Below are 21,084 nucleotides of genomic sequence, written 5' to 3'. Positions count from 1 at the left end.
GGATAACTTGTTAACAATTGTTGTAAAATCAGGCCTCGACGTCGTAAATCACAACACGTTCCCAAAGATGGGCGCAGTCTTCAACAAATTTCTTATGCAGCGGATGAACCTGATAAACATCATGTGCGGCTTCATCGGCAAATACAAGTATCTCGGCAAAATCATAGGTTGCGTCAATAACCGGCCGGCGTGTGGAAGCAGGCGTACCAATATATACCGATTCAATGGATTCAATGGCTTCCAGCGATTTTATACCTGCATGAAGCGCTTTTCTTGCTTCTTCATTATCTTTTTCTTTCAGCCAAAAAAATACGTTGTGAACAAACATGGAATTTTAATTATTAGTTATACAATTGATTAAGAATTTGATTCTGCTAAAATGATTTCCTGATCATCCGCATCCGTCGATTCTACGGAAGCTTTTTCCAGCTTGAAGGAAAATGTGGTTCCTTTTTCAGGCTTGGACATGACGGCGATTTTGGTGCCGTGTGCATTCAGGATGTGTTTTACAATGGCCAATCCCAGACCCGTTCCGCCGATTTCCTTGGAACGGCTTTTATCCACACGGTAAAACCTTTCAAAGATACGGTTTAAGTGTTCGGGAGAAATACCCGGGCCATTGTCGCGAATGGCAACTTCAATGTATTTTTTGCCTTCATTAAAATGTACAATGACTTTTCCATTTTCATTGCCGTATTTGATCGCGTTTTCAATCAGGTTGAGCATGACTTGTTCCATCCGGTCGGGATCGGCTTTAACCCATACTTCTGGCATATTATCCGGTTTGATCTTCAATGCAATGTTGCGGTCTGCTGCAATATTTTCCAGACGGCCATAAACATTGGATGTAAGTAACCGGATATCCATCGGAAGGAAATTCATTTTAATGTCTCCCGTTTCCATCTGAGAAAGTACAAGCAGGTCTTTAACCAGAATATCCAGGCTGTCCAGGTTTTTTGCCGCTTTCAGAAGAAAGCGTTCGCGTACATTTTCATCTTCCATGGCTCCGTCAAGAAGGGTATGGATAAAGCCCTGCGCTGCAAAAATCGGCGTTTTGAATTCATGGGAAACATCCGCGAGGAACTCTCTGCGAAAAAGTTCGAGCTTTTTCAGCTCATCGATTTCTTTCTGTTTTTTGGTAACGTAAACAAAAATTTCATCATTGATCGTCCTGAGCGGATTGGATTCCTGAATCAGCTTCTTTCGTGGCGCAATGTTGAAATCCCTCATTTTAAGCTTCTGAATCGTGCGGTACATCTTGTTTACTTCCCGAAAAACCAGAATATCCACGGTGTAAAGAACCAGAAAAAAAGAAGTGACAAACGAGGAAATAGCCGTCACAAAAAGCATCCCTCTCGAAACCCCGTCTACAAATGCCAGAAAAGTGGTTGTCAGAAGTGAGATCAGAAAGGCGAGAATGACTGCTATGAAGCGCGGACTTAATGACATGGTTATAACTGTAAAAGACCTTGATTAATTTGCTTCCGGCGAAACGTAGTTAACATCCGGTAAAGCCTGGATCACGGAGGCAAATTCTTTAAAGTATTAAAGTTAATAATCTGTTATCAGGAAAGTGCTTTTTACAGGCCATTGTTCAATTATTAAATTTATGATACCATTCAAAATGCAGCCATATCATGCCAGGAAACAAAAAAAGCCGCTTTCCGGAGAAAACGGCCTGTAATCTGCTGATGAATTTCTAGAATCCTCCGCGGTATTTGTATGTGCTTGATACTTTGTCAATGGCAACAATGTATGCTGCAATGCGAAGTGAAACCTTGTATTTCAATGATGTTTCATAAACCTTGTCAAAAGAATCTTTCATAATCCGGTCTGTACGGCGGTTGATCCGTTCCAGTGTCCATTTGTAACCAATGCGGTTCTGAACCCATTCGAAATAGGAAACGGTAACACCGCCGGCATTGGCCAGAATATCTGGTACGACCATAATCCCTTTTTCATTGATAATATCGTCGGCTTTAAAAGAAGTAGGGCCATTTGCACCTTCCACGATCATTTTGGCCTGAATGCCCGACACATTTTTTCGCGTAATTACGTCTTCTTTGGCGGCAGGAACCAGCACGTCTACGGGTAAAGTAAGCAGATCGTCGCCCGGAATCTGTTCTGCACCCGGATAACCTTCCAGCGAACCGTTGTTACTGCTGCGATACGCCACGGCATCCGCTACATCAATTCCTTTGTCATTGTAATAGGCACCTGAAATGTCACTGATCGCATGAATGGCAACACCACGCTCACGCAAAAGCAAAGCTGCGTACGAGCCCACATTTCCAAAACCCTGAACTGCCGCCGTCGCACGATAGGGATTGATGCGTAACTTTTCCATACCCGCAAGCGCCGACACCATTACACCGCGTCCCGTTGCTTCCGTGCGGCCCAGCGAACCGCCAAGTACCAGTGGCTTTCCGGTAACCACTGCGGGCACCGTCATGCCTTTCGACTTGGAATATTCATCCATTAACCAGGCCATTTCACGCGGGCCTGTTCCCATATCCGGTGCAGGAATATCCTGATCAGGGCCAAATACATCCAGCAATGCAGTAGTGTAAGCCCGCATTAACCTTTCCATTTCACCTGCCGACATTTCGCGCGGATTACATGCGACGCCTCCTTTTGCGCCTCCGTATGGAATATCAACAACGGCACATTTCCATGTCATCCAGGCGGCAAGTGCTCTTACTTCGTCCAGGTTTACGTCCGGATCGAAGCGGATGCCGCCTTTGCTCGGGCCGAGAATAGTGGAATGAATGACGCGGTAGCCCTCGAAAGTCTTGATCTCTCCGGAATCCATGGTTACCGGCAATCCGACAATCACCTGCTTGCGGGGTACTTTCAAAATATGGTACATTTCTTCTGAAATTCCCAGAAGATCAACGGCTTTATCAAATCGCTGCATCATGGACTCCAGCGGATTCTCTTTATCTTTAATCGGAGCAGGTTCTATATACGACATTGTGCTTACTTAAAATTACTGATAATTAGTATGTTAATGAATAACTTCTATTCTTTAACACAAACTTACGCTATTTGATTTTATTATAACAGAAAACTAAAATATCTTGGAATAGTATAAAATTGCAGGTAGTAAAGATTGTTTGTTATTTTCCTGTTTGTTTGAAATGAACTATCGTGCGGCCTTCTTTATACCAAATTTGCCTTTTGGTTTTTCCGTATTTATGAAATATGGCAACGTGTGCTTTTACCGGGAATACTTTTATGAAATGCATGTGCAGTTTCAAGATTCATCGTCAATCCGGAAGTTAGTCAGCCAAGACTGAAAAGGCATTTTGGAGCATTAAGATATTACTTGCCTGTGATTTGATAATTGATTAACCGAACATGTTCCTTTTCACCCGGGCAGAATACAGCAAACTTGTAAACCTCTCCTTTTTGAATAAAATCAAACATGTCTTCTTCGGCGTAAAAGCCGTTTTTAAAATACTTCAGTTGCCTGATCATATTCAGCCTTCCATTTTTCAAAGGACTTGCAGCAAATAAAAAGATATTCTTCTCATTGTAAGTTACCAAATATATTCCTTTTGGCTGATTAGGAGTTGAAGGGTACTCGTTTGTTTTAAACGAAATGCTTTTTCTAAGCTTGCTGCCGGAATCGGTATTGTCAATGATTTCCATGTTTTCCAGTGTTCTGGCTGAATAGATCGCCCGATGGGTCAGTTCCGGGAAAATCGGATGAAAACTAAAAACCGGCTCCGGATTTATTTTTATGGTATCACTGACAAACTTGCTTGCTTTTTCAAAGTATGCAGTTTTGCTGTAAATAATCCATTTTCCGTTATTATTATAATTGTAGAGACCAGCCAGACTGTGGCATTGATAATCGACAAACTTCTCATAATAAACGTAATAGTTGAATAACAGCAGTACCGCACTTGCTCCTGTAAAAACGGCTGCAACGGTTTTTCTTTTATCATAATAAATCAGGCACCAAAGATATACCAGTAAAAAGGCAACCATCGAGTAAATTTTATATCTGCTGGAAATGGTTGTCATTTGCTCTAAATGTGTCCGTGAAAAGGCGATTACAGTAGAAGTAATCACAATGAAAACCGCCATTCCCGCCCAAGTTACCTGAACCGGTTCTGCCTTGATAAACATGGTTTTTATGATGCCCCATATCAAAACTGCTGTCAGAATGATGCCGGCAAGAAGTGCAGGGAAATTCTGATACTCGACCGGGCCATTGACATTTTCAATATAATTAAACGTGCCTCCGACAAATGCAAAGAAGTTGTTAAACAGATAGATAGGGTGTTTAAAATGCGCAGTCCAGCCGAAAGCATTTGTGGCACTGTACATTTTGAAATTTCTGAAATAGAAAGCGGCAGCTGCAAAACCGGCAATGATCCAGATGGTTGCATATTTGGTCTTTCCCGATTTAAAAAGGACAATAACACCGGCCACAAACACAAACATTCCGTTTCCAAATGAATACGTTGCAAGAACAGCAGTCAATATTGCCAAAGTAAAAGCAATATGAGAGGGAATTGTCAGGAGAAATATGGATAATATACCCATAAGGCAAACCGGCATGTATACCGTGCTTGCTCCTGCCCACAAATTGCCTTCATACATTACCGGGCTGAAAAGGGTCAAAACAGCAGGTATCAGGTAAGACACGGATAACTGCATGTTACGTAGCAGCTTGTAAAACAAGAAAGTGACTCCCAGTAAAGAGCAGTTGCCGATCAAGGCGATGGATTTAAAATTGACAGCACCGTGTATCCAGTATGAAACCAGTGCCGTAAATCGGGAATATACAATCCGGTGCTCCACCCATTGTTCAAATAATAACCTGAAACATTCTTCCGGGTTGTTTGCGTCTTTAAACTTTTGTGTAAATAGAAGAAGGCAATACAAGTCATCTCCATTCGGGATATCAACTGTATTTTGAATGATTAGATAAAAGTAGAAGCAGACGATGCAGGTGCATGTAATGAGTGAAAAGTAACGGGCAAGACGCATGGATTAAGAACTGGTACAATGCAATTTAGCCCGTTACAGGGATGCCATGTACCAATGTACATGCTGTAATGTTCTATCGGTGTGTATGAATTATCAAGTGGGAAAATGATTGTTTACTGAGCGTGAAAAGGCCATTGAATCCTGTTAAAAACAAAAAAGTCGGAAGATTTCTCTTCCGACTGTAACTGCACGTTTGTGCTTTCTTTCTGTATGATTGGATCTGGAATTCAGATTATGCCATTTCCATTTTGGCTCCGAATCTTTTGCGATCGTTTTCTTCAAGATATATTTTCCGCATGCGGATGCTGTTTGGAGTTACTTCCAGATATTCGTCTTTTTGGATGTACTCCATGGATTCTTCCAGCGAAAAATTGATTTTCGGAGCGATTCTCAGTCCGTCATCAGAACCTGACGCACGCATGTTGGTCAGTTTCTTAGCTTCCTGAAGGTTCACAACAATGTCATTAGGACGGTTATGCTCACCGATTACCTGACCTCCGTAAATTTCTTCACCGGGCTCCACAAAGAAACGTCCGCGATCCTGCAATTTGTCAATAGTATAACCAGTTGCAGGGCCTGTGTTTTTAGAAATGATCGAACCGCTCAAACGGCCAGGAATAGGTCCGCGGAATGTTTCAAAACTTTTAAAACGGTGTGTCATAACGGCTTCACCTTGTGTTGCTGTCAAAACGTTGGAACGAAGTCCGATCAGGCCTCTTGAAGGAATTTCAAATTCCAGGTGCTGAAGATCACCTTTTGGTTCCATAATCAGCAATTCGCCTTTACGCTGCGTTGCCAGTTCAATTACTTTACCTGCAGTTGATTCCGGAACATCCACGACAAGTGTTTCAATCGGTTCCAGACGCTCTCCTTTTTCATTTTCCTTAAATAAAACCTGAGGCTGACCTAACTGCAATTCATAACCTTCACGGCGCATCGTTTCAATCAAAACAGACAAGTGAAGAATACCGCGTCCGAAAACAAGGAATTTATCCTCAGTATCGGTTGGTTCCACACGCAGTGCAAGATTTTTTTCAGTTTCTTTCATCAGGCGGTCACGAAGGTGGCGTGATGTAACAAACTTGCCTTCTTTACCGAAAAACGGAGAATTATTGATTGTGAAAAGCATGTTCATCGTCGGCTCATCCACGGCAATACGTGCAATCGGCTCCGGATTTTCAAGATCGGCAAGTGTATCTCCGATTTCAAAATCTTCTATTCCTGTTACTGCACAAATATCTCCGGCAGATACTTCCGAAACTTTCACTCTTCCAAGACCTTCAAAAGTCTGAAGTTCTTTTACTTTCACTTTTTTGATAACGCCGTCTGCCTTGCATAGTGAAAGCGTGGCACCTTCCTTTATAGATCCTCTTTTTACGCGACCGATTGCAATACGGCCTACAAAAGCATTGTAATCCAGGGATGTAATCTGCATTTGCAGGGTACCTTCGTCAATTACCGGAGCCGGGATGGATTCAATAATCGTATCCAGCAAATAAGTAATGTTATCTGTTGGTTTCTGCCAGTCAGGACCCATCCATCCTTGTTTGGAGGAACCGTAAACGGTAACGAAATCAAGCTGATCTTCAGTAGCGCCGAGGTTGAACATCAGGTCAAAAACACTTTCCTGAACTTCTTCCGGGCGGCAATTTTCTTTATCTACCTTGTTTACAACCACAATCGGTTTCAGTCCCAGACCAATGGCTTTTCCTAAAACGAAACGTGTCTGGGGCATTGGGCCTTCAAATGCATCCACAAGCAACAAAACACCATCCGCCATTTTAAGTACGCGTTCCACTTCACCGCCAAAGTCTGCGTGACCCGGCGTATCAATTACATTGATTTTAACATCTTTGTAACGCACCGATACGTTCTTAGAAACAATTGTGATTCCACGCTCGCGTTCCAGATCGTTGTTGTCAAGAATAAGATCATCAAATTCCTGATTTTCACGAAATAGCTTTGACGCGTGAATGATTTTGTCAACCAATGTAGTTTTACCGTGGTCAACGTGCGCAATAATTGCGATGTTACGAATGGCTTGCATTGTTTTAGATATCAATTGTTTACGGCCTGCAGTCTGCAAATATGCTTTTACCTTCTGAAAACCGTTGTGCTTAGTTTATTGACGAAACTTTTGTCAAATAGGGTGCAAATGTACGCATATTTTTCGCTGAATAACAGTAATTTACAATTAATTTATTGTTAACTGCTGAAAACGGCGGATTGTACTGAGAGAAGTGCAAAAAGTTATTTAATTTATTTGAAGGATGCTATTTGCTGTTTGAATGGTAAAGTGTTGATTTCAGCAGGAGAAACCTGTTGTTTACAGATCGGCATTTTCAATGCTTGTGAATCATTACCTTTTTCCGTTTACTGCAAATTGTTATTGCACGGAGTATTATCAGCTTGTACATTTTGCAATGGCTTTGCCGTTTAGTTTCTTTGCACGCATTGCATTTTACCTACTTCAATATGAACAAGAATTTAATGGCAGGAATGTTCCTGTCCGTTGCAACTTTGGCAAATGCGCAGGATGATGCGTCTGAATTTGCCAAAAGTATTACACCGGAAGACCTGAAAAAACATTTGGTAATTATAGCCTCCGACAGCCTCGAAGGTCGCGATACCGGATCGCCGGGACAAAAAAAGGCCGCTGAATACGTTTCCGGGTTTTATAAAGCATATGGAACCACGCCGATTGCGCCTGCTTCCGACGGCTCCAAGTCATATCTGCAGAAGTACAATTTGTACAAGCGTGCCTGGGGAGAAGTTTATGTGAAAGTAAACGGCAGAAAATACGAGTTCAACAAGGATTTTTATCTGAACGGACTTGTAAGCATTCCCGAAGAAGTAAATACGCCTGTTGTAACGGCGGGCTACGGCATAGAAGAATCTTCCTATAATGATTATGCCAATCTGGATGTCAAGGATAAATCCGTAATCCTGTTTGACGGCGAGCCTGAATCCGGAAGCGGAAGCGGAAAGTTTTTGCTGAGCGGAAGCGGTGAGAAATCCAAATGGAGCGGGCCTGTTTCGTGGCAGCCCAAAGTAAAACTGGCAATCGCGAAAGGTGCAAGATTTGTCTTTATCGTTACGGATAAAACCGGCGAAGACCTCGACAAGGAAATTCGTCAGCGTGCGGTAATGTCCCGCAGGTTCAGCGCCCCGACATTGAAGCCGGTTGAGGAAAGCCTGACCAATATGGCTGCTTTTGTGATTTCGCCGGAAATGGCGGCGTCCATTCTTAAAACTTCGGCAGCAGCACTTTTGAAAAGTAAAACCGCACTCGGTAAATCAGGAAAGCCGGCGGCAAAAAACCTGACCGGAAACGTTTCTCTGAAAGCGGAAAGGGTAAGCGAAACGATTGAGACGGAAAATGTAGCCGCTTTTATGGAAGGTTCCGATAAAAAAGATGAAGTGCTTGTGATCAGCGCGCACCTGGATCATATCGGGATTTCACCAAATGGCGAGATCAATAACGGTGCAGATGATGACGGATCGGGAACGGTATCGCTTCTGGAACTCGCCGAGGCGTTCAGTAAGGCAAAAGCGGCCGGAAAAGGCCCGAGAAGAAGCATTCTTTTTCTGAATGTGACCGGAGAAGAAAAAGGATTGTTCGGTTCGGAATATTATTCTGAAAACCCGCTGCTTCCGTTGAAAAATACGATTGCCGACCTGAATATTGACATGATCGGACGTGTGGACGAAGCTCATAAAAATGATCCGAAATACGTCTATCTTATCGGTTCGGACAAATTGTCTTCAACTTTGCATGCAATCAGCGAGGATGCGAACAAAAAGTATATCAATTACAAGCTGGATTATACCTTTAACGATGCCAAAGATCCGAACCGGTTTTACTACCGTTCCGATCATTACAATTTTGCAAAGATGGGCGTTCCGGTCATTTTCTACTTCACCGGCGTGCATGAAGATTATCACAAACCCGGCGATGACGTGGAGAAAATCATGTTTGACAAACAGGCGGAAATTGTAAAACTGGTTTTTTACACGGCCTGGGAACTGGCAAACCGTGATGAGCGCATCGTTGTAGACAGCAACAAAGAGTAACCATAATTATATCGGGTCGTTCCAACTATGAAAAGAATACTTTTAGGTTTTGCTTTTTGCCTGTACGCTGTTTTTTCCAGCGCACAGGCTCCGAAAGAGAATGCCTTGCTCTGGGAAATTTCCGCTCCGGACCAGAAAAAGCCTTCTTATCTGTTCGGAACGATCCATTTAATTTGTCCGGCAGACTTTTTACTCAATGATTCGGTAAAAGCAGCAGTGGCAAGAACGCAGCAGATTGCACTGGAAATGGATATGGACGATCCCGGCATGATGATGGCGATGATGAAAACCATGAATATGACGGACGGGAATGAATTGAAAAAACTGGTTTCTGAATCTGATTACGCCAGACTGGATCAGTTTTACAGAGATTCCGTCGGAGTAGGGCTGGCAATGTTTGAAAAAGCAAAGCCCTTTATTCTGATGGGATCTCTTTTTAATTCCGTGCTGGCCTGTCAGCCGCAGTCGTATGAAACGGCGTTTGTGGAGCTTGCGGGCAAGCAGCAGTCGGAAGTAGTCGGGCTGGAAACCGTGGAAGAGCAAATGGCACTTTTTGATTCGATTCCTTACAAGGATCAGGCTAAAATGGTTTTAGCTATGATTGACAACCTTCCTGCTGCCAGAAAGGAATTCAGGGATTTGGTGAATTTGTATAAATCGGAAAAAATCAATGCGCTTTATACAATGACGACAAACAGCCATTTTGATCTTAGCGGAAGTGAAGAATTGCTTCTTCAGGATCGGAACAGGAAATGGATCCCGAAGATCAAAAGCAAAATGGCAGAAAAACCGACGTTTTTTGCAGTCGGAGCAGCGCATCTGGGTGGAGAAAGCGGCGTAATTGCCCTGCTTCGGAAAGCAGGTTACAAAGTCCGGCCGGTTCTGAAATAACAACTCAGAAAGATGAAATCCAATTCATCAGCATTTCAGGCTTGAAAAACAGCAGCAGTATAACACCCAGCAAAATTCCTGCGATGACTTTTCCTGAAAAACGGTTGTTGACATCATCCGTTTCCTGAATATCTTTTTTGAAAAACAGCAGATAAGGAAGTTTAAGATAATAGGCAAGGGAAATGGCCGCATTCAAAATCCCGCCGACCATTAGCCATAGCATCCAGGAAAATTCCTGCTGGCGGTAACTTTCCCAGAGTGCCGAAAAAATAAACAGTTTGGAAGTAAAACCGACTGTCGGAGGAAGCCCGGCGAGAGCAATCATCACAACCGTTAGAATTCCTGAAATCCAGACATGTTTCCGTCCAAGCCCTTCGTATGCCTTCATATCCGTGTTATTTTGCGGACGTAGAAGATCGAGGACAAAAAAGGCGGCAAGATTGATGAAAAGGTAAGCAGCAGTATAAAAAACGGCTGTTTCAAACCCGAACCTGCTGTAAGCTGCAATGCCTACAAGAAGATATCCGGCCTGCGCAATGGAAGAATACGCAAGCAATCGCCGTGCATTGGACTGCCATAATGCCGCAACATTCCCGATTGTCATGCTGATTAGGGCAATGCCACCCAAAATAGAAAAGTAAGAAGCCGGCAAAATAGCAGCAAGCCGCATCAAAACCAGAATAACGGCTGCTTTTGGCGCAACGGATAAAAAGGAAACAAGCGGTGTAGGCGCGGCTTCATAAATATCCGGCGTCCAGACGTGAAACGGAACGAGCGAAAGCTTGAACAAGAGCCCGGCAAGTGTCAGTACAATGGTAACCGTTATCACCAGCTCCGCATTATTGTTCAGCCCGGCGGTCATGGCATCGCTTGTAATATCCAGGGTTCCGGTAAGCCCGTAAATCAATGAAATTCCGTAAAGCATTACTGCTGAACTTACTGAACCAAAAAGCAAATACTTGATTCCGCCTTCGGCCGCTTTTTTATAAGGCGAAATGGCAACGAGCAGGTAAGAACTTATGGAAATCAGTTCCAGCGAAAGATAAATGGTCAGAAAATGCGTGGACATGCTCAGCAAATTCAGTCCTGCAACGGCTGCAATCAGCAATGCGTTGAATTCGGGCGGGAAATCATACTTCAGAACCCTTACATGAATCAATGTAAAAATCCAGGAAAGCGTAATCATAATCTTGAAAAATACAGCCTGCCGGTCCAGAAAGAGCAAAGGCTGAAAACGATAGGAGGGTTCTTCGTTCCATTGGCCCAAAACAAGCAAAAGTGTTACGATGCTGCCCGTAAGTGCTACATTCTGGAGGTATAGCGAAGCTTTTTCTTTCTTTGGCAAGCGCATGAAAACAAGCTCGGCAAACAGGAAAAGGCAAAAGAAAATGGCCAGGAACAGTTCGGGAGCAATTCCTCCCAGACTTTGTCGTATTTGTATGAGCTGCTGATTGATGTCCAATGGAACGGGTACAATTTTTTTGGCAAAAGTACACAAAGATGGTAGGGAATCTAAATGCTGCGATTCTCCGGATCCGAACTTATCAAATTAACTTTATTAAATCATGGAATATTCCCTAAGAATTTTCTTGTTGCTCTGTATGTCGTGCTGGAATGCAGCCATAGCGCAGGATTCTACAGGACTTGCCGGAATTCCGTTTCAGGAAACTGCCAATGCAAATGGCCGGAATATTCCTTATTTGTTTAAAGACTGGTATTCAGGAATGGTGAGAACAAGCGACGATCAGGTTCACGACGGTTTGATGCTTCGGTACGATCTTGAAAAAGATGAAGTGGAATACAAATCAGGAGCAAACTTGTTCCGGATTCCGGGTGGAATTACGGAATTTTCGATTATGACGGGTTCAGACCTTTATACTTTTAAAAGCGGTTTCCCGGACGTAGATGGTTATGCAAACAAAAGTTTTTACCGGGTGCTATACGACGGAAATACCAAGCTTCTGAAAAAATATACAAACCCCATTGCTGTGGAAAAAGCAAGTGCAACCCGCGAAATGGATGAAGGTGCCCGATTGTATATTTTGAAAAACGAAAAGCTGAACCCGGTAAAACTTGCGGATAAAAACAGCTTTTTAAAATTGCTTACGGATGAAAAGAACAAGTTGAATTACGTCATCAAGGAACAGCAGCTGGAATTTGGCGGAGACGATGATCTGATTACGTTGCTTGAAGAATATGATTCGTACAAAGCAGGCCGCGGAGGAAACTGAATTTGTTTTTTGAGCTGTTAGCGATAGGCCATTAGCTATTACAAAAAAGCAGTTTTATACGGATAAAATAAAAATGCTCTTGAACAAACGGCGAATAACCGGATTCAAGAGCGTTTTTATTTATATCAAAATCAGAAACTAGGGTTGTGAAGTTTCTTTTTTCTTCTTTTTACTAAAAGCATAAATGACGCCAAAGTGACTTTTAAGAACACCGCTGTCAAATTTGTCTTTTACATATGGATTCAGTTCGAGCGCAAGCTGAATTTGTCTGTTTTGCGGAATCGGAGCAATTCTGACGCCTACATTTATGGAGTAACCGTCAATAGTAATCAGATCCGCATTGGAATCCGAAATCCGGTACAAAGGATTCAAACGCAACCCGCCGCCCGCATACCATTGCACCACTTCGGTTCTTTTGAAATTGTACATGGGCAGAATATCCACGCTCAAACTGCTGAAAAGCGAATTGGTCTGAAATCTTGTATCCAGCCAGAGCGTTCTTTTAGGATTTGTACTGACTGTAAGCAAGCTACTCCACGGATAATAACCGACAGACGATTGCGCCATAAGTTTTCCATGGCTGCACAACAGCGTTAAGGCAAAAATCGGAATGAATCTTTTCATGAACCTGAATCAATAGTGTGTGATGTGTTGGTGAAATCAGCGGCGCAAAGCTTTGCCTAATTTGCCGGCTGCCTGCATGGTATTCATTTTTTTCATCATTTTCCGCATCTCATCAAACTGCTTGATCAGATTATTGACTTGTAAAATGGTTGTTCCGCTGCCGTTTGCAATTCTTTTCTTGCGGCTTCCGTCAATGATATCCGGATTTTCTCTTTCCTTTTTGGTCATCGACTGAATAATTGCTTCAATGGGCTTGAAAGATTCATTATCAATATCCAGATCTTTCATTGCATTTCCCATTCCCGGAATCATTCCGATCAGGTCTTTTACATTACCCATTTTCTTGATTTGCTGAAGCTGACCTAAAAAGTCGTCAAAATCGAATTTGTTCTGACGCATTTTGGCATTGATGCGCTTGGCTTCATCTTCGTCAAACGCCTGCTGCGCGCGTTCAACGAGCGATATAACGTCACCCATACCCAGAATCCTGCTGGCCATACGATCCGGATAAAAGGAGTCAAGCGCCTCCATTTTTTCACCGGTACTGATGTATTTGATCGGTTTTTCAACAACCTGACGAATGGAAAGCGCAGCACCGCCGCGTGAATCGCCATCCAGCTTGGTGAGTACAACACCGTCAAAGTTCAGTCTTTCATTAAAAGTCTTCGCCGTATTTACCGCATCCTGTCCGGTCATGGAATCCACGACAAACAGAATCTCGGAAGGTCTTACGGTTGTTTTTATATCCTGAACTTCCTGCATCATGACCTCATCTACAGCCAGACGTCCGGCTGTATCGACGATCACGATCTTTTTTCCGATTTTTCTTGCGTAAGCGACGGCATTCTGCGCAATGCTGACGGCATTTTTGTTTTCCGGTTCGGAATAGACTTCCACGCCGACCTGCTCGCCGAGCACTTTAAGCTGATCTATCGCAGCCGGGCGGTACACGTCGCAGGCTGTCAACAAAACCTGTCTTCCCTGCTTTTTCAGCAAGGCGGCAAGTTTTCCTGAAAAAGTCGTTTTACCCGAACCCTGCAGACCGGCAATCAGAATCACCGCTGGATCGCCTTTGATGTTGATTCCTTCGGCCTGGCCGCCCATCAGTTCAGTCAGTTCTTCCTGAACGATTTTGACGAACATCTGACCGGGTTCTACCGAAATCAGAATTTTGCGATCCAGTGCTTTTTCCCTGATCCGGTCTGTAATTTCCTTGGCAACTTTAAAGTTTACGTCGGCATCGACAAGTGCTTTACGTACTTCCTTGGTCGTGGCGGCAACATTTATATCTGAAATCCTGTCCTTTCCTTTTAGTGTGCGAAAGGCGTTATTTAGTTTGTCCTGTAAGTTTTCAAACATGGAATGATATGTATGATTCTGAACCTGAATTAAAAATAATTTACAAAGGTATAAATAAAATAAGGAGTACAGGAAAGTTGTATCCCGTACTCCTGCAATTATTCACTATGAAGTATGATTCTGTAAATGCCTGTTTACTTGCTGAATTTGGCTTTTATCCAGCGGAACATTTTCTTTTCCTTTTCCCAGAAGAAGGAAAACTGGCCCAGTAAAAATCCGTACAACAACAAAAGACTTTGGTATGTAGGAAAAATAAACAGAATATACGTAATGGTTTTCAGCCACATCGGGGTTGTTTCGTCATAGCCAAGCAGGTAAAAAAGACCTTTTCTGAGCCATACAACGGAAGAGCCTGACAAACTGAAGACTGCCAGTACCAGCAGCACTTGCCTGGTTGTTTCCAATCCCCATTTTTCCTGCATTTTACCCAACCAGGGCTGCGCATTTTTTTCTCCGCTTTGCATATAATTAACCGGCAACTTTTAAATTTTTACAAAGAAACAATGCATCCTCCAATTTTCCTTGATTTTAATGAACGTTTAATCATTGCGGAAAATGGAAAGCATTAAATCTTAAAACAGCCATCCGACCTGGACCAGGCCTCTGGAATGAGCCTGCACAAAACCGGCGGAAAGATCCTGCGCCAAAGGTTTTTGTACGCTGACTCCAAGTGTCCACCGGTTTGCGAAAAGGGTAACTCCGATGGTGCCGTTCAGCATGGTACCGCCTGTTTCCAGTACTTTTTTGCCGTCTCTGGTTCCCAGTTCCGATTTTTCACTATAAAGGCCAACGTTCGGCGTCACACTGATTTTTCCAAGTTCAAAAGACCGGTAAAGATCAACGGTTCCGTAAAGCTGATTTCCGAAACGATAATTTTCCGAATTGGTCGTGTTGAACTTTCTGGAGACATTCATGGAAAGTCCCCATGGCCCTTTGTTGACCGTGTAAAATGCATTCAGGATAAAATCAGTGCTTCCCGTTCCGGACTGGAAATTGGCATTGGCTACTTCGGTCAGCAGATTTTCATCATAACGGAATTTTCCGGTAGGAAGCTTGACTCCGCCCCCGATCAAAAGCGTATGCGTGAAATCAGAGGCAGTTTCTGTATCCATGAACGTGTTGATGACATTGTAATTCATCAGGATTGTGGCGTCACTGAGTCCATTTTGTTTTTTTGTTTCGGAAGTTGTCACTTGCCGGGCAAAGCGGTACGGCAGGAACGCCATGACCTGAACACGCTTTACAGGAAAAAAACGCGCGTAAATTTCTGTAACATTAAATGTTTCCTGCGTCTTAAGTACATGGCTTTCCGGATGCGTTGTAAAGTTCAGCTGCGAATACCGGATGCCAAGCAGCGATTTGTTGGACTGAGGCATAAGCCCGAAATACGAACCGCTGTTTGAGCAGCCGCATGCATCGCAGGCAAACGACGAACGGGAAATAAGCAACAGGGAAAATAGGAAAAAAATATATTTGAATTTCATTTCAGCTCAGGTTAGAATGAAGTACCGATTCCCGGATCCGAAAAGCGCTTGTCCGTAATAAATTGCTTGTCATCCAGGGTTTTCAGGAATGCAATAATGGATTTCTTTTGCTGTGCAGTAAGCGATATGCCGCGTTTCTGGCCTGTAATATTCAGTAACGGGTCCAGTGAGGAAGAAACATAAATGCTGTCAATGCTGCTGCTGTTCTGGTCATTGGCATAATGGTCAAGAACTTCCTGCAGTGTGTTAAAGCGTCCGTCGTGCATGTACGGAGCCGTAAGTCCCACATTCCGCAGGCTCGGCACCTTGAATTTGAGCCGGTCCGCTTCATTCAGTGTAATTGCGTAACGTCCCTGATCGTTGATCTTGTTCGGGATCAATCCATTGTTTCGAAAGCTGTCATCTGTGAAAAGTATTCCGTTGTGGCAGGAGGCGCATTTTTGCTGAAAAAGCGTTAATCCTTCTTTTTCCTGCGTCGTCAATGCCGCCGCATCGCCTCTCAGATGATAATCATAGCGTGAATTGGAAGAAACCATCGTCATCATAAACTGGGACAAAGCTTTTACAAGCCGTTCCGACGTAATTTCTTCCGTACCAAACGCAGCTTTGAACATTTTTGGATAATTCACTTGCTTGGCAGCTCCGGCAACAGGCGTTTTTTTAAGTTTTTCAATAACATTCCCCATCTTTTCGCCCATTTCCACTTGGTTTTCCATCGGAACAGGCGGAACAAGGTCCATATCATGAACCCCTCCGTCCCAGAAAAATGAAGTATTCCACGCCAGGTTCTGGATTGCCGGCGTATTGCGGGTACCCAGCAAATCGTCCACGCCATGGCTGATATCGTGGCCGTGATGTGTAAAGGCAGCCTGCTGCTGATGACAGGTACCGCAGCCGATTTTATCCGTACGCGACAGAATTCCGTCGTAAAACAGAAATCTTCCCAGCTCAATGCCATCTTCGGTCAGCGGATTCTTGGACAGATCATAAACCGGATCGGGAAAATTTTCAGGCTTTTTCCATTCAGGCGAAGCGGGTTCATTTGTTACAGGGCCCGGCTCCGGTTCCGGATTGTCGGTGCCTTTTTCACAGGAACTCAACAATCCGGAAAGGAACAGAAACACACCGCAAAGCATGCATATTTTTTTCATTATTTACAGACCGTTAACGGATTCAATCGGCATGAATATGATCCAGACTAAACATATTGACATAATTGTCAGCAATGTTGACAGAAAAATTCTCGTACATGACACTGAAATTCTTTGCCAAACTGACTTGTGTGGAACCGCTGAAAACTTTGAGAACATCTGCGAGCAAATGTACTTCCGGGCTCAGTTCTGTTGTGACAATGGCTTTTTTGCCGCCAAAATCCACTTTTGCGATACGCGTATTGTTCAGCGTTTTTTCGGTACGTCCGCCGAATCCGCCGATATGATAGTAAAATTTGCCGCTTAATGAACCAGCTACCGGCGAATTGCCTTCCATCAACAGGAAAATATAGCCCGGGTTCCAGTTCCAGTACATGCCTTCTTCGTTTGTCGGGCCGGTTCCCGTATCCAGAACGCCTTTCCGCTGTGAAGGGTCAGAAACGCTTTTGGTACTGTCGATGCCAATCATAAATTCCACACCCGTATATTCTCCCGAAGGCACATTGCTGATCCTGATTTGCTGTGATTCTGCAACTGATTCCCGGATCAGAAAATAGCTGGAATCCTGCGGAACAGTAAAAGTGGTTCCGTCGGCATTCTTAAGTTTTATATTGGAAATGTAGTAGTTCAGCCTGGAAACTGTAAAATTCTCTCCGGCTGCATTCTGGTACGTATCTGTATTTAATTTCAGGTCTCTGTCGCCGGCTACATTGTCAAATTCAAAACGGATACTGCCTTTTGTTGCCGGATCGGTAACCGGATCGTCGTCATTGCAGGAAACCAGAAAGAGGAAAAAGAAGGCTGTCGTAAGTGACAGAAAGATATATGAAAATTTACGCTTCATCTTGATAAAAGTTAAAATAGCAGCATACCCGGCTCTTTTCAGAAGCCAAATAAGCCAACGAATTGATTAAGAGCTGTTTTGCCGGTTTTGGTAAAACAAAAAATGATTTTAACTGATCAGCTGAGCGGCGGATGGAAAATATCATCAACGGCTATGCGGGGCGTAAAAGGGGAAGTATAAGTAAAAAGCGGAACCGAAGTCATTTCGCAGGAAACAGTATGCTGTGCAAAACGGAAATAAACACGCTGATCCATTACATGATCGATCAGACGCGCCATATAATTTTTTTCAGCCTGTCGTTTTTCCTGTTCTTCCAGCGAAGCAATGCGTTTTGCAAGATAACATTTGCCGTCGCAATGCAGCTGCGGCCGTGTTCTGTTTTCGCAAAGATTGGCCACAATATATTCCCGGCGAATTTCGAAATCCAGATACAACAACGGGATCACCCATACTTTTACAAGCATAAGGCTCAGCAGACTGAGAGATATCCATTGTTTCGCGGATTTGTTCACAGTAACAGTAACGTTCGAACAGGAGAAATTATGATGCTCCGGAATGTAAATGTAGTCAGCAGGCAACAGAATGGTTTCAAGGGAGCAAAATTTTGTTAAAATTTACACGCTCCGGTCTGCATGAAAATCTTGCTTAATGTTCCTGAGGCAGTTGTCTGTATAGAATTAAAAAACATTTCTGTAACCGGAGCAGGCTTTCGGGCACATGCCATTTTATAGTTTTTAGAATTACTGTAATGTAGAAAAGGTTTGATCATGCCTAAAGAGTAATTTTCCTATATTTGCCTAATAAACAATAAGGGTATGCTTACTCCGTTTATTTTCAAAGTTGTTTTAAAAAGAAAGAACCGCTGATTCATTAGCTAAACCATTCACTTTTACATTTAATATGATGCTTCTGCAAGCACTTACTGACTCTACTTTGGCTGCACCTGTTGCTGACCAGGGCCTTTCTGTTATAGATCTTCTCGCAAAGGGAGGCTGGGTAATGTTACCGCTCGGATTGTTATTTCTGGCAACTCTTTTTCTGATTATCGAGCGTTTTCTGGGAATCGGTTCCAACGGAAAGGTAGAACATCAATTTGTTGACAATGTAAAAGATTTTATACAGCAGGGAAATCTGAAGTCTGCCGAATCTTTGTGCCGCAACCAGCGCAATGCTACGGGCCGGATTCTGGAGCGTGCCATCGGCCGGATCGGATACCCGATCAAAGATATTGAAACCACAATCGAGAACGCAAGCCAGATTGAAATCCAGCGTATGGAAGGCAACCTGCCTTATCTCGGTGTTATTGCGGGTATTGCGCCCATGCTTGGTTTTGTGGGTACCATTTCCGGTATCATCCGTATTTTTTATGATATTTCGATTTCCAACGATTTCAACATCAGTACGATTGCAGGTGGTATGTACGAAAAAATGATTACTTCCGGTTCCGGTCTTATCATTGGTCTGATTGCTTATGCAGGCTATCACTTGCTGAACATGAAAATCGACCGTTTTGCGCTGAGACTTCAGATGGCTGCCTCTGATTTTCTGGACGTACTGCAGAAGCCGGTGGCTGCAAAGTAATTACTATCAGCTGTGCCGGGTGAAACCCATATCCGGAGCATTTGCAGGATACGTACTTTATCGTTACCTGTTTTTTCTGCACGGCACGACTACTTACCCAAATTCATTCTTTATCCTATGAAAATACGTCGGAAGAGCCGGTTTGCGCCTGAAGTGTTTACGCACTCACTCAACGATATCATGTTTTTCCTGCTGCTGTTCTTTCTGATTATCTCAACGATGTCCAATCCGAACGTAATCAAGCTGATGCTGCCAAAAGCCTCCGCCACGCAGCAGATGTACAAAAAGCAGATTACGCTGTCCGTGGACGAAAATAAAGGTTACTTTATTGACAAGGAGCCTATTCCCTTTGACCGCCTTGAAGCAGAACTCCAGAATATATTTACCAACGTGGAAGAACGTACGGTTGTGCTGAGAGTGGATAAAAACCTCGCTGTTCAGGACCTTGTGGATGTGCTCGAACTCGGCGCCAAAAATGACATTAAAATGGTGATGGCTACGGCCAAATAATTGATTTTGTAAAATATTGATAAACATCAAATCTAAAAAGCGCCCTGAAATTCATGATTTCAGGGCGCTTTTCTTATATCAGGCTGTTGCTTGAAGTTAATTGGAATGATCCGCTTTTGTTTTCCAGAAGCTAAAAGCCAACTGCCAGTAGCTAACGGGCTTTCAGCTTTTCACCTTTGCGCACTTTGATATATCTTCTCGACAACTTCCTGTAAAATCGCGCCTTGTTCTGCATTACAGATGTTACTCGATTCTCCTCTGCAGGCATCCAGAAAAGCCGTTGTATTGGCAAGCTGGATATCCGTTTCCTGCAAATGCGGGAATTTAATATTTGCAAGTTCACCCGCTATTTCCGTATACATCGAAAAAGGGTTCAGAACTGCTCCGGCCAACGTGCCGAATACCTGCAGATTGACGTTTTTTTCAGATTTTGTGTTCAAGGCGAAAGTTGTAGAAAGCATGATGCTGACATTATCCGGAAAAGACAAATGCGCAAAACACGCGTCTTCTACTTCAAAACTTTCGGCATTCCAGTTTCCCATCAGGCCTTTTCCGCCGGCTTTCCCGATGAAATCATACGTATTGGCTGCGATTCTGTCTGGCATCCTGTAATCCAGAAGGCTCAGCGCAAGATCCAGAATGTGAACGCCAAGATCCATTAACGCGCCTCCGCCCTGAATTTCTTTATTCGTGAAATTTCCCCATCCCGGAATTCCTCTGCGACGTACAAAATCCGCTTTGATATGATAAATTTCACCGAGTTGTCCGCTTTCCAGACATTTTTTCAGCAATGTATATTCCTGCGTCTGACGAAGTTGTAAGTTGTAGGCCAGTATTTTCCCTTTCATTTTTGCGAAATCTGCCATTTCCCTGGCTTGTGCGGCAGTAATGGCCGGCGGCTTTTCGCATAACACATGACAGCCGTTTTCCAGCGCCTGCATCGTAAAAGGATAATGTAAATAATTAGCCGTGCAGTTGATGATCAGATCCGGCTTATTCTGGCTGCCAAACAGTTCCTCCGCATTGTCATAAGCAAAAGGAATCTGATGTTTGTCGGCAAGTGCCCTTGCTTTTTGCAAATCACGGCTGCATACGGCGGTAACTTCCACCTGATCAGCCAGATTTTTCAATGCCGGAATATGGTTCTGATCCGCAATATGGCCGCCGCCGATAATGGCTGCTTTAAGAATAGACATGCAGTTTGGGTTCAGGATTGGTTGTACTTGCAAAACTATCAAAACATTCTGCTTTTCAAGTCCAAATGCCGGAAGGGTACAAGCAACTGCTTTTGATTTTCTGATATTATGAAAAAACGCCGTTTCTGCCTTTCT

The 21,084-nt window shown here is 43.5% G+C and carries 19 protein-coding genes; 5 read left to right on the top strand and 14 right to left on the bottom strand.

Features of this window, described 5'->3' with window-relative positions:
- Window positions 1–28: 28 nt before the first annotated feature.
- The 5 genes from FEM55_RS19725 to typA all read right to left on the bottom strand — a co-directional run bounded on the left by FEM55_RS19725 (window position 29) and on the right by typA (window position 7,051).
- Window positions 29–328, bottom strand: a complete 300-nt coding sequence (locus tag FEM55_RS19725) for a Dabb family protein (RefSeq protein WP_138283124.1) — start codon at window positions 326–328, stop codon at window positions 29–31.
- Window positions 329–357: 29 nt separating this feature from the next.
- Window positions 358–1,449 carry a sensor histidine kinase gene (locus FEM55_RS19720; RefSeq protein WP_138283123.1) on the bottom strand — a complete coding sequence of 364 codons (1,092 nt, stop codon included), beginning with the start codon at window positions 1,447–1,449 and terminating at the stop codon, window positions 358–360.
- A gap of 250 nt (window positions 1,450–1,699) precedes the next feature.
- Window positions 1,700–2,974 (bottom strand): Glu/Leu/Phe/Val family dehydrogenase, encoded by a 1,275-nt coding sequence (locus FEM55_RS19715; protein WP_138283122.1) that lies wholly within the window; start codon window positions 2,972–2,974, stop codon window positions 1,700–1,702.
- Between the two features lie 350 nt (window positions 2,975–3,324).
- Window positions 3,325–5,004: a hypothetical protein gene (locus FEM55_RS19710; protein WP_138283121.1), complete on the bottom strand. Its 1,680-nt coding sequence runs from the start codon at window positions 5,002–5,004 to the stop codon at window positions 3,325–3,327.
- A gap of 232 nt (window positions 5,005–5,236) precedes the next feature.
- The gene (gene typA / locus FEM55_RS19705; RefSeq protein ID WP_138283120.1) at window positions 5,237–7,051 is read right to left on the bottom strand and encodes a translational GTPase TypA; all 1,815 of its coding nucleotides are present in this window, start codon (window positions 7,049–7,051) and stop codon (window positions 5,237–5,239) included.
- A 428-nt stretch (window positions 7,052–7,479) separates the two neighbouring features.
- Between typA and FEM55_RS19700 the strand changes: the two genes are divergently transcribed.
- Both FEM55_RS19700 and FEM55_RS19695 read left to right on the top strand, forming a co-directional pair.
- Entirely contained in the window at window positions 7,480–9,078 is a 1,599-nt protein-coding gene (locus FEM55_RS19700; RefSeq protein ID WP_138283119.1) for a M28 family peptidase, read from the top strand.
- A gap of 27 nt (window positions 9,079–9,105) precedes the next feature.
- On the top strand, window positions 9,106–9,969 hold the full coding sequence (locus FEM55_RS19695; RefSeq protein ID WP_138283118.1) for a TraB/GumN family protein: 864 nt from the start codon (window positions 9,106–9,108) through the stop codon (window positions 9,967–9,969).
- Window positions 9,970–9,973: 4 nt separating this feature from the next.
- Here the strand turns inward: FEM55_RS19695 and FEM55_RS19690 are convergent, their stop codons facing one another.
- Window positions 9,974–11,431 carry an NADH-quinone oxidoreductase subunit N gene (locus FEM55_RS19690; RefSeq protein ID WP_138283117.1) on the bottom strand — a complete coding sequence of 486 codons (1,458 nt, stop codon included), beginning with the start codon at window positions 11,429–11,431 and terminating at the stop codon, window positions 9,974–9,976.
- A gap of 103 nt (window positions 11,432–11,534) precedes the next feature.
- Between FEM55_RS19690 and FEM55_RS19685 the strand changes: the two genes are divergently transcribed.
- On the top strand, window positions 11,535–12,200 hold the full coding sequence (locus FEM55_RS19685) for a hypothetical protein (RefSeq protein ID WP_138283116.1): 666 nt from the start codon (window positions 11,535–11,537) through the stop codon (window positions 12,198–12,200).
- Window positions 12,201–12,338: 138 nt separating this feature from the next.
- On the opposite strand, the gene FEM55_RS19680 is transcribed toward FEM55_RS19685, so the two are convergent.
- From FEM55_RS19680 to FEM55_RS19650, 7 genes are all read right to left on the bottom strand, one after another.
- Window positions 12,339–12,824, bottom strand: a complete 486-nt coding sequence (locus FEM55_RS19680; RefSeq protein WP_138283115.1) for a hypothetical protein — start codon at window positions 12,822–12,824, stop codon at window positions 12,339–12,341.
- A gap of 36 nt (window positions 12,825–12,860) precedes the next feature.
- Window positions 12,861–14,183 carry a signal recognition particle protein gene (ffh, locus tag FEM55_RS19675; protein WP_138283114.1) on the bottom strand — a complete coding sequence of 441 codons (1,323 nt, stop codon included), beginning with the start codon at window positions 14,181–14,183 and terminating at the stop codon, window positions 12,861–12,863.
- A 134-nt stretch (window positions 14,184–14,317) separates the two neighbouring features.
- Window positions 14,318–14,647, bottom strand: a complete 330-nt coding sequence (locus FEM55_RS19670) for a DUF6787 family protein (protein WP_138283113.1) — start codon at window positions 14,645–14,647, stop codon at window positions 14,318–14,320.
- A 108-nt stretch (window positions 14,648–14,755) separates the two neighbouring features.
- Window positions 14,756–15,667 (bottom strand): hypothetical protein, encoded by a 912-nt coding sequence (locus FEM55_RS19665; RefSeq protein ID WP_138283112.1) that lies wholly within the window; start codon window positions 15,665–15,667, stop codon window positions 14,756–14,758.
- 11 nt (window positions 15,668–15,678) lie between these two features.
- Window positions 15,679–16,818, bottom strand: a complete 1,140-nt coding sequence (locus FEM55_RS19660) for a cytochrome-c peroxidase (RefSeq protein WP_138283111.1) — start codon at window positions 16,816–16,818, stop codon at window positions 15,679–15,681.
- A 22-nt stretch (window positions 16,819–16,840) separates the two neighbouring features.
- Window positions 16,841–17,662, bottom strand: coding sequence for an MbnP family protein (locus tag FEM55_RS19655; RefSeq protein WP_229209346.1), 822 nt, complete (start codon window positions 17,660–17,662; stop codon window positions 16,841–16,843).
- Between the two features lie 116 nt (window positions 17,663–17,778).
- Window positions 17,779–18,174, bottom strand: coding sequence for a hypothetical protein (locus FEM55_RS19650; RefSeq protein WP_138283110.1), 396 nt, complete (start codon window positions 18,172–18,174; stop codon window positions 17,779–17,781).
- A gap of 388 nt (window positions 18,175–18,562) precedes the next feature.
- On the opposite strand from FEM55_RS19650, the gene FEM55_RS19645 reads away from it, so the two are divergent.
- Complete coding sequence (locus FEM55_RS19645; RefSeq protein WP_138283109.1) at window positions 18,563–19,243, top strand: MotA/TolQ/ExbB proton channel family protein; 681 nt, start codon at window positions 18,563–18,565, stop codon at window positions 19,241–19,243.
- A gap of 117 nt (window positions 19,244–19,360) precedes the next feature.
- Window positions 19,361–19,753, top strand: coding sequence for an ExbD/TolR family protein (locus FEM55_RS19640; RefSeq protein WP_138283108.1), 393 nt, complete (start codon window positions 19,361–19,363; stop codon window positions 19,751–19,753).
- Between the two features lie 170 nt (window positions 19,754–19,923).
- On the opposite strand, the gene FEM55_RS19635 is transcribed toward FEM55_RS19640, so the two are convergent.
- Window positions 19,924–20,949 carry a Gfo/Idh/MocA family protein gene (locus FEM55_RS19635; RefSeq protein ID WP_138283107.1) on the bottom strand — a complete coding sequence of 342 codons (1,026 nt, stop codon included), beginning with the start codon at window positions 20,947–20,949 and terminating at the stop codon, window positions 19,924–19,926.
- Between the last annotated feature and the right edge of the window lie 135 nt (window positions 20,950–21,084).

Origin of the sequence: Dyadobacter sediminis, assembly GCF_005860765.1 — a bacterium.
Classification (GTDB): Bacteria; Bacteroidota; Bacteroidia; order Cytophagales; family Spirosomataceae; genus Dyadobacter; species Dyadobacter sediminis.
This window is presented reverse-complemented; position numbering and strand designations above follow the sequence as displayed.

Bases quoted from the DNA above. Each gene is read 5' to 3' on its own strand.
- FEM55_RS19725 (WP_138283124.1), bottom strand. From the start codon at position 328: ATGTTTGTTCACAACGTATTTTTTTGGCTGAAAGAAAAAGATAATGAA.
- FEM55_RS19720 (WP_138283123.1), bottom strand. From the start codon at position 1,449: ATGTCATTAAGTCCGCGCTTCATAGCAGTCATTCTCGCCTTTCTGATC.
- FEM55_RS19715 (WP_138283122.1), bottom strand. From the start codon at position 2,974: ATGTCGTATATAGAACCTGCTCCGATTAAAGATAAAGAGAATCCGCTG.
- FEM55_RS19710 (WP_138283121.1), bottom strand. From the start codon at position 5,004: ATGCGTCTTGCCCGTTACTTTTCACTCATTACATGCACCTGCATCGTC.
- typA (WP_138283120.1), bottom strand. From the start codon at position 7,051: ATGCAAGCCATTCGTAACATCGCAATTATTGCGCACGTTGACCACGGT.
- FEM55_RS19700 (WP_138283119.1), top strand. From the start codon at position 7,480: ATGAACAAGAATTTAATGGCAGGAATGTTCCTGTCCGTTGCAACTTTG.
- FEM55_RS19695 (WP_138283118.1), top strand. From the start codon at position 9,106: ATGAAAAGAATACTTTTAGGTTTTGCTTTTTGCCTGTACGCTGTTTTT.
- FEM55_RS19685 (WP_138283116.1), top strand. From the start codon at position 11,535: ATGGAATATTCCCTAAGAATTTTCTTGTTGCTCTGTATGTCGTGCTGG.
- FEM55_RS19680 (WP_138283115.1), bottom strand. From the start codon at position 12,824: ATGAAAAGATTCATTCCGATTTTTGCCTTAACGCTGTTGTGCAGCCAT.
- ffh (WP_138283114.1), bottom strand. From the start codon at position 14,183: ATGTTTGAAAACTTACAGGACAAACTAAATAACGCCTTTCGCACACTA.
- FEM55_RS19670 (WP_138283113.1), bottom strand. From the start codon at position 14,647: ATGCAAAGCGGAGAAAAAAATGCGCAGCCCTGGTTGGGTAAAATGCAG.
- FEM55_RS19665 (WP_138283112.1), bottom strand. From the start codon at position 15,667: ATGAAATTCAAATATATTTTTTTCCTATTTTCCCTGTTGCTTATTTCC.
- FEM55_RS19660 (WP_138283111.1), bottom strand. From the start codon at position 16,818: ATGAAAAAAATATGCATGCTTTGCGGTGTGTTTCTGTTCCTTTCCGGA.
- FEM55_RS19655 (WP_229209346.1), bottom strand. From the start codon at position 17,662: ATGAAGCGTAAATTTTCATATATCTTTCTGTCACTTACGACAGCCTTC.
- FEM55_RS19645 (WP_138283109.1), top strand. From the start codon at position 18,563: ATGATGCTTCTGCAAGCACTTACTGACTCTACTTTGGCTGCACCTGTT.
- FEM55_RS19640 (WP_138283108.1), top strand. From the start codon at position 19,361: ATGAAAATACGTCGGAAGAGCCGGTTTGCGCCTGAAGTGTTTACGCAC.
- FEM55_RS19635 (WP_138283107.1), bottom strand. From the start codon at position 20,949: ATGTCTATTCTTAAAGCAGCCATTATCGGCGGCGGCCATATTGCGGAT.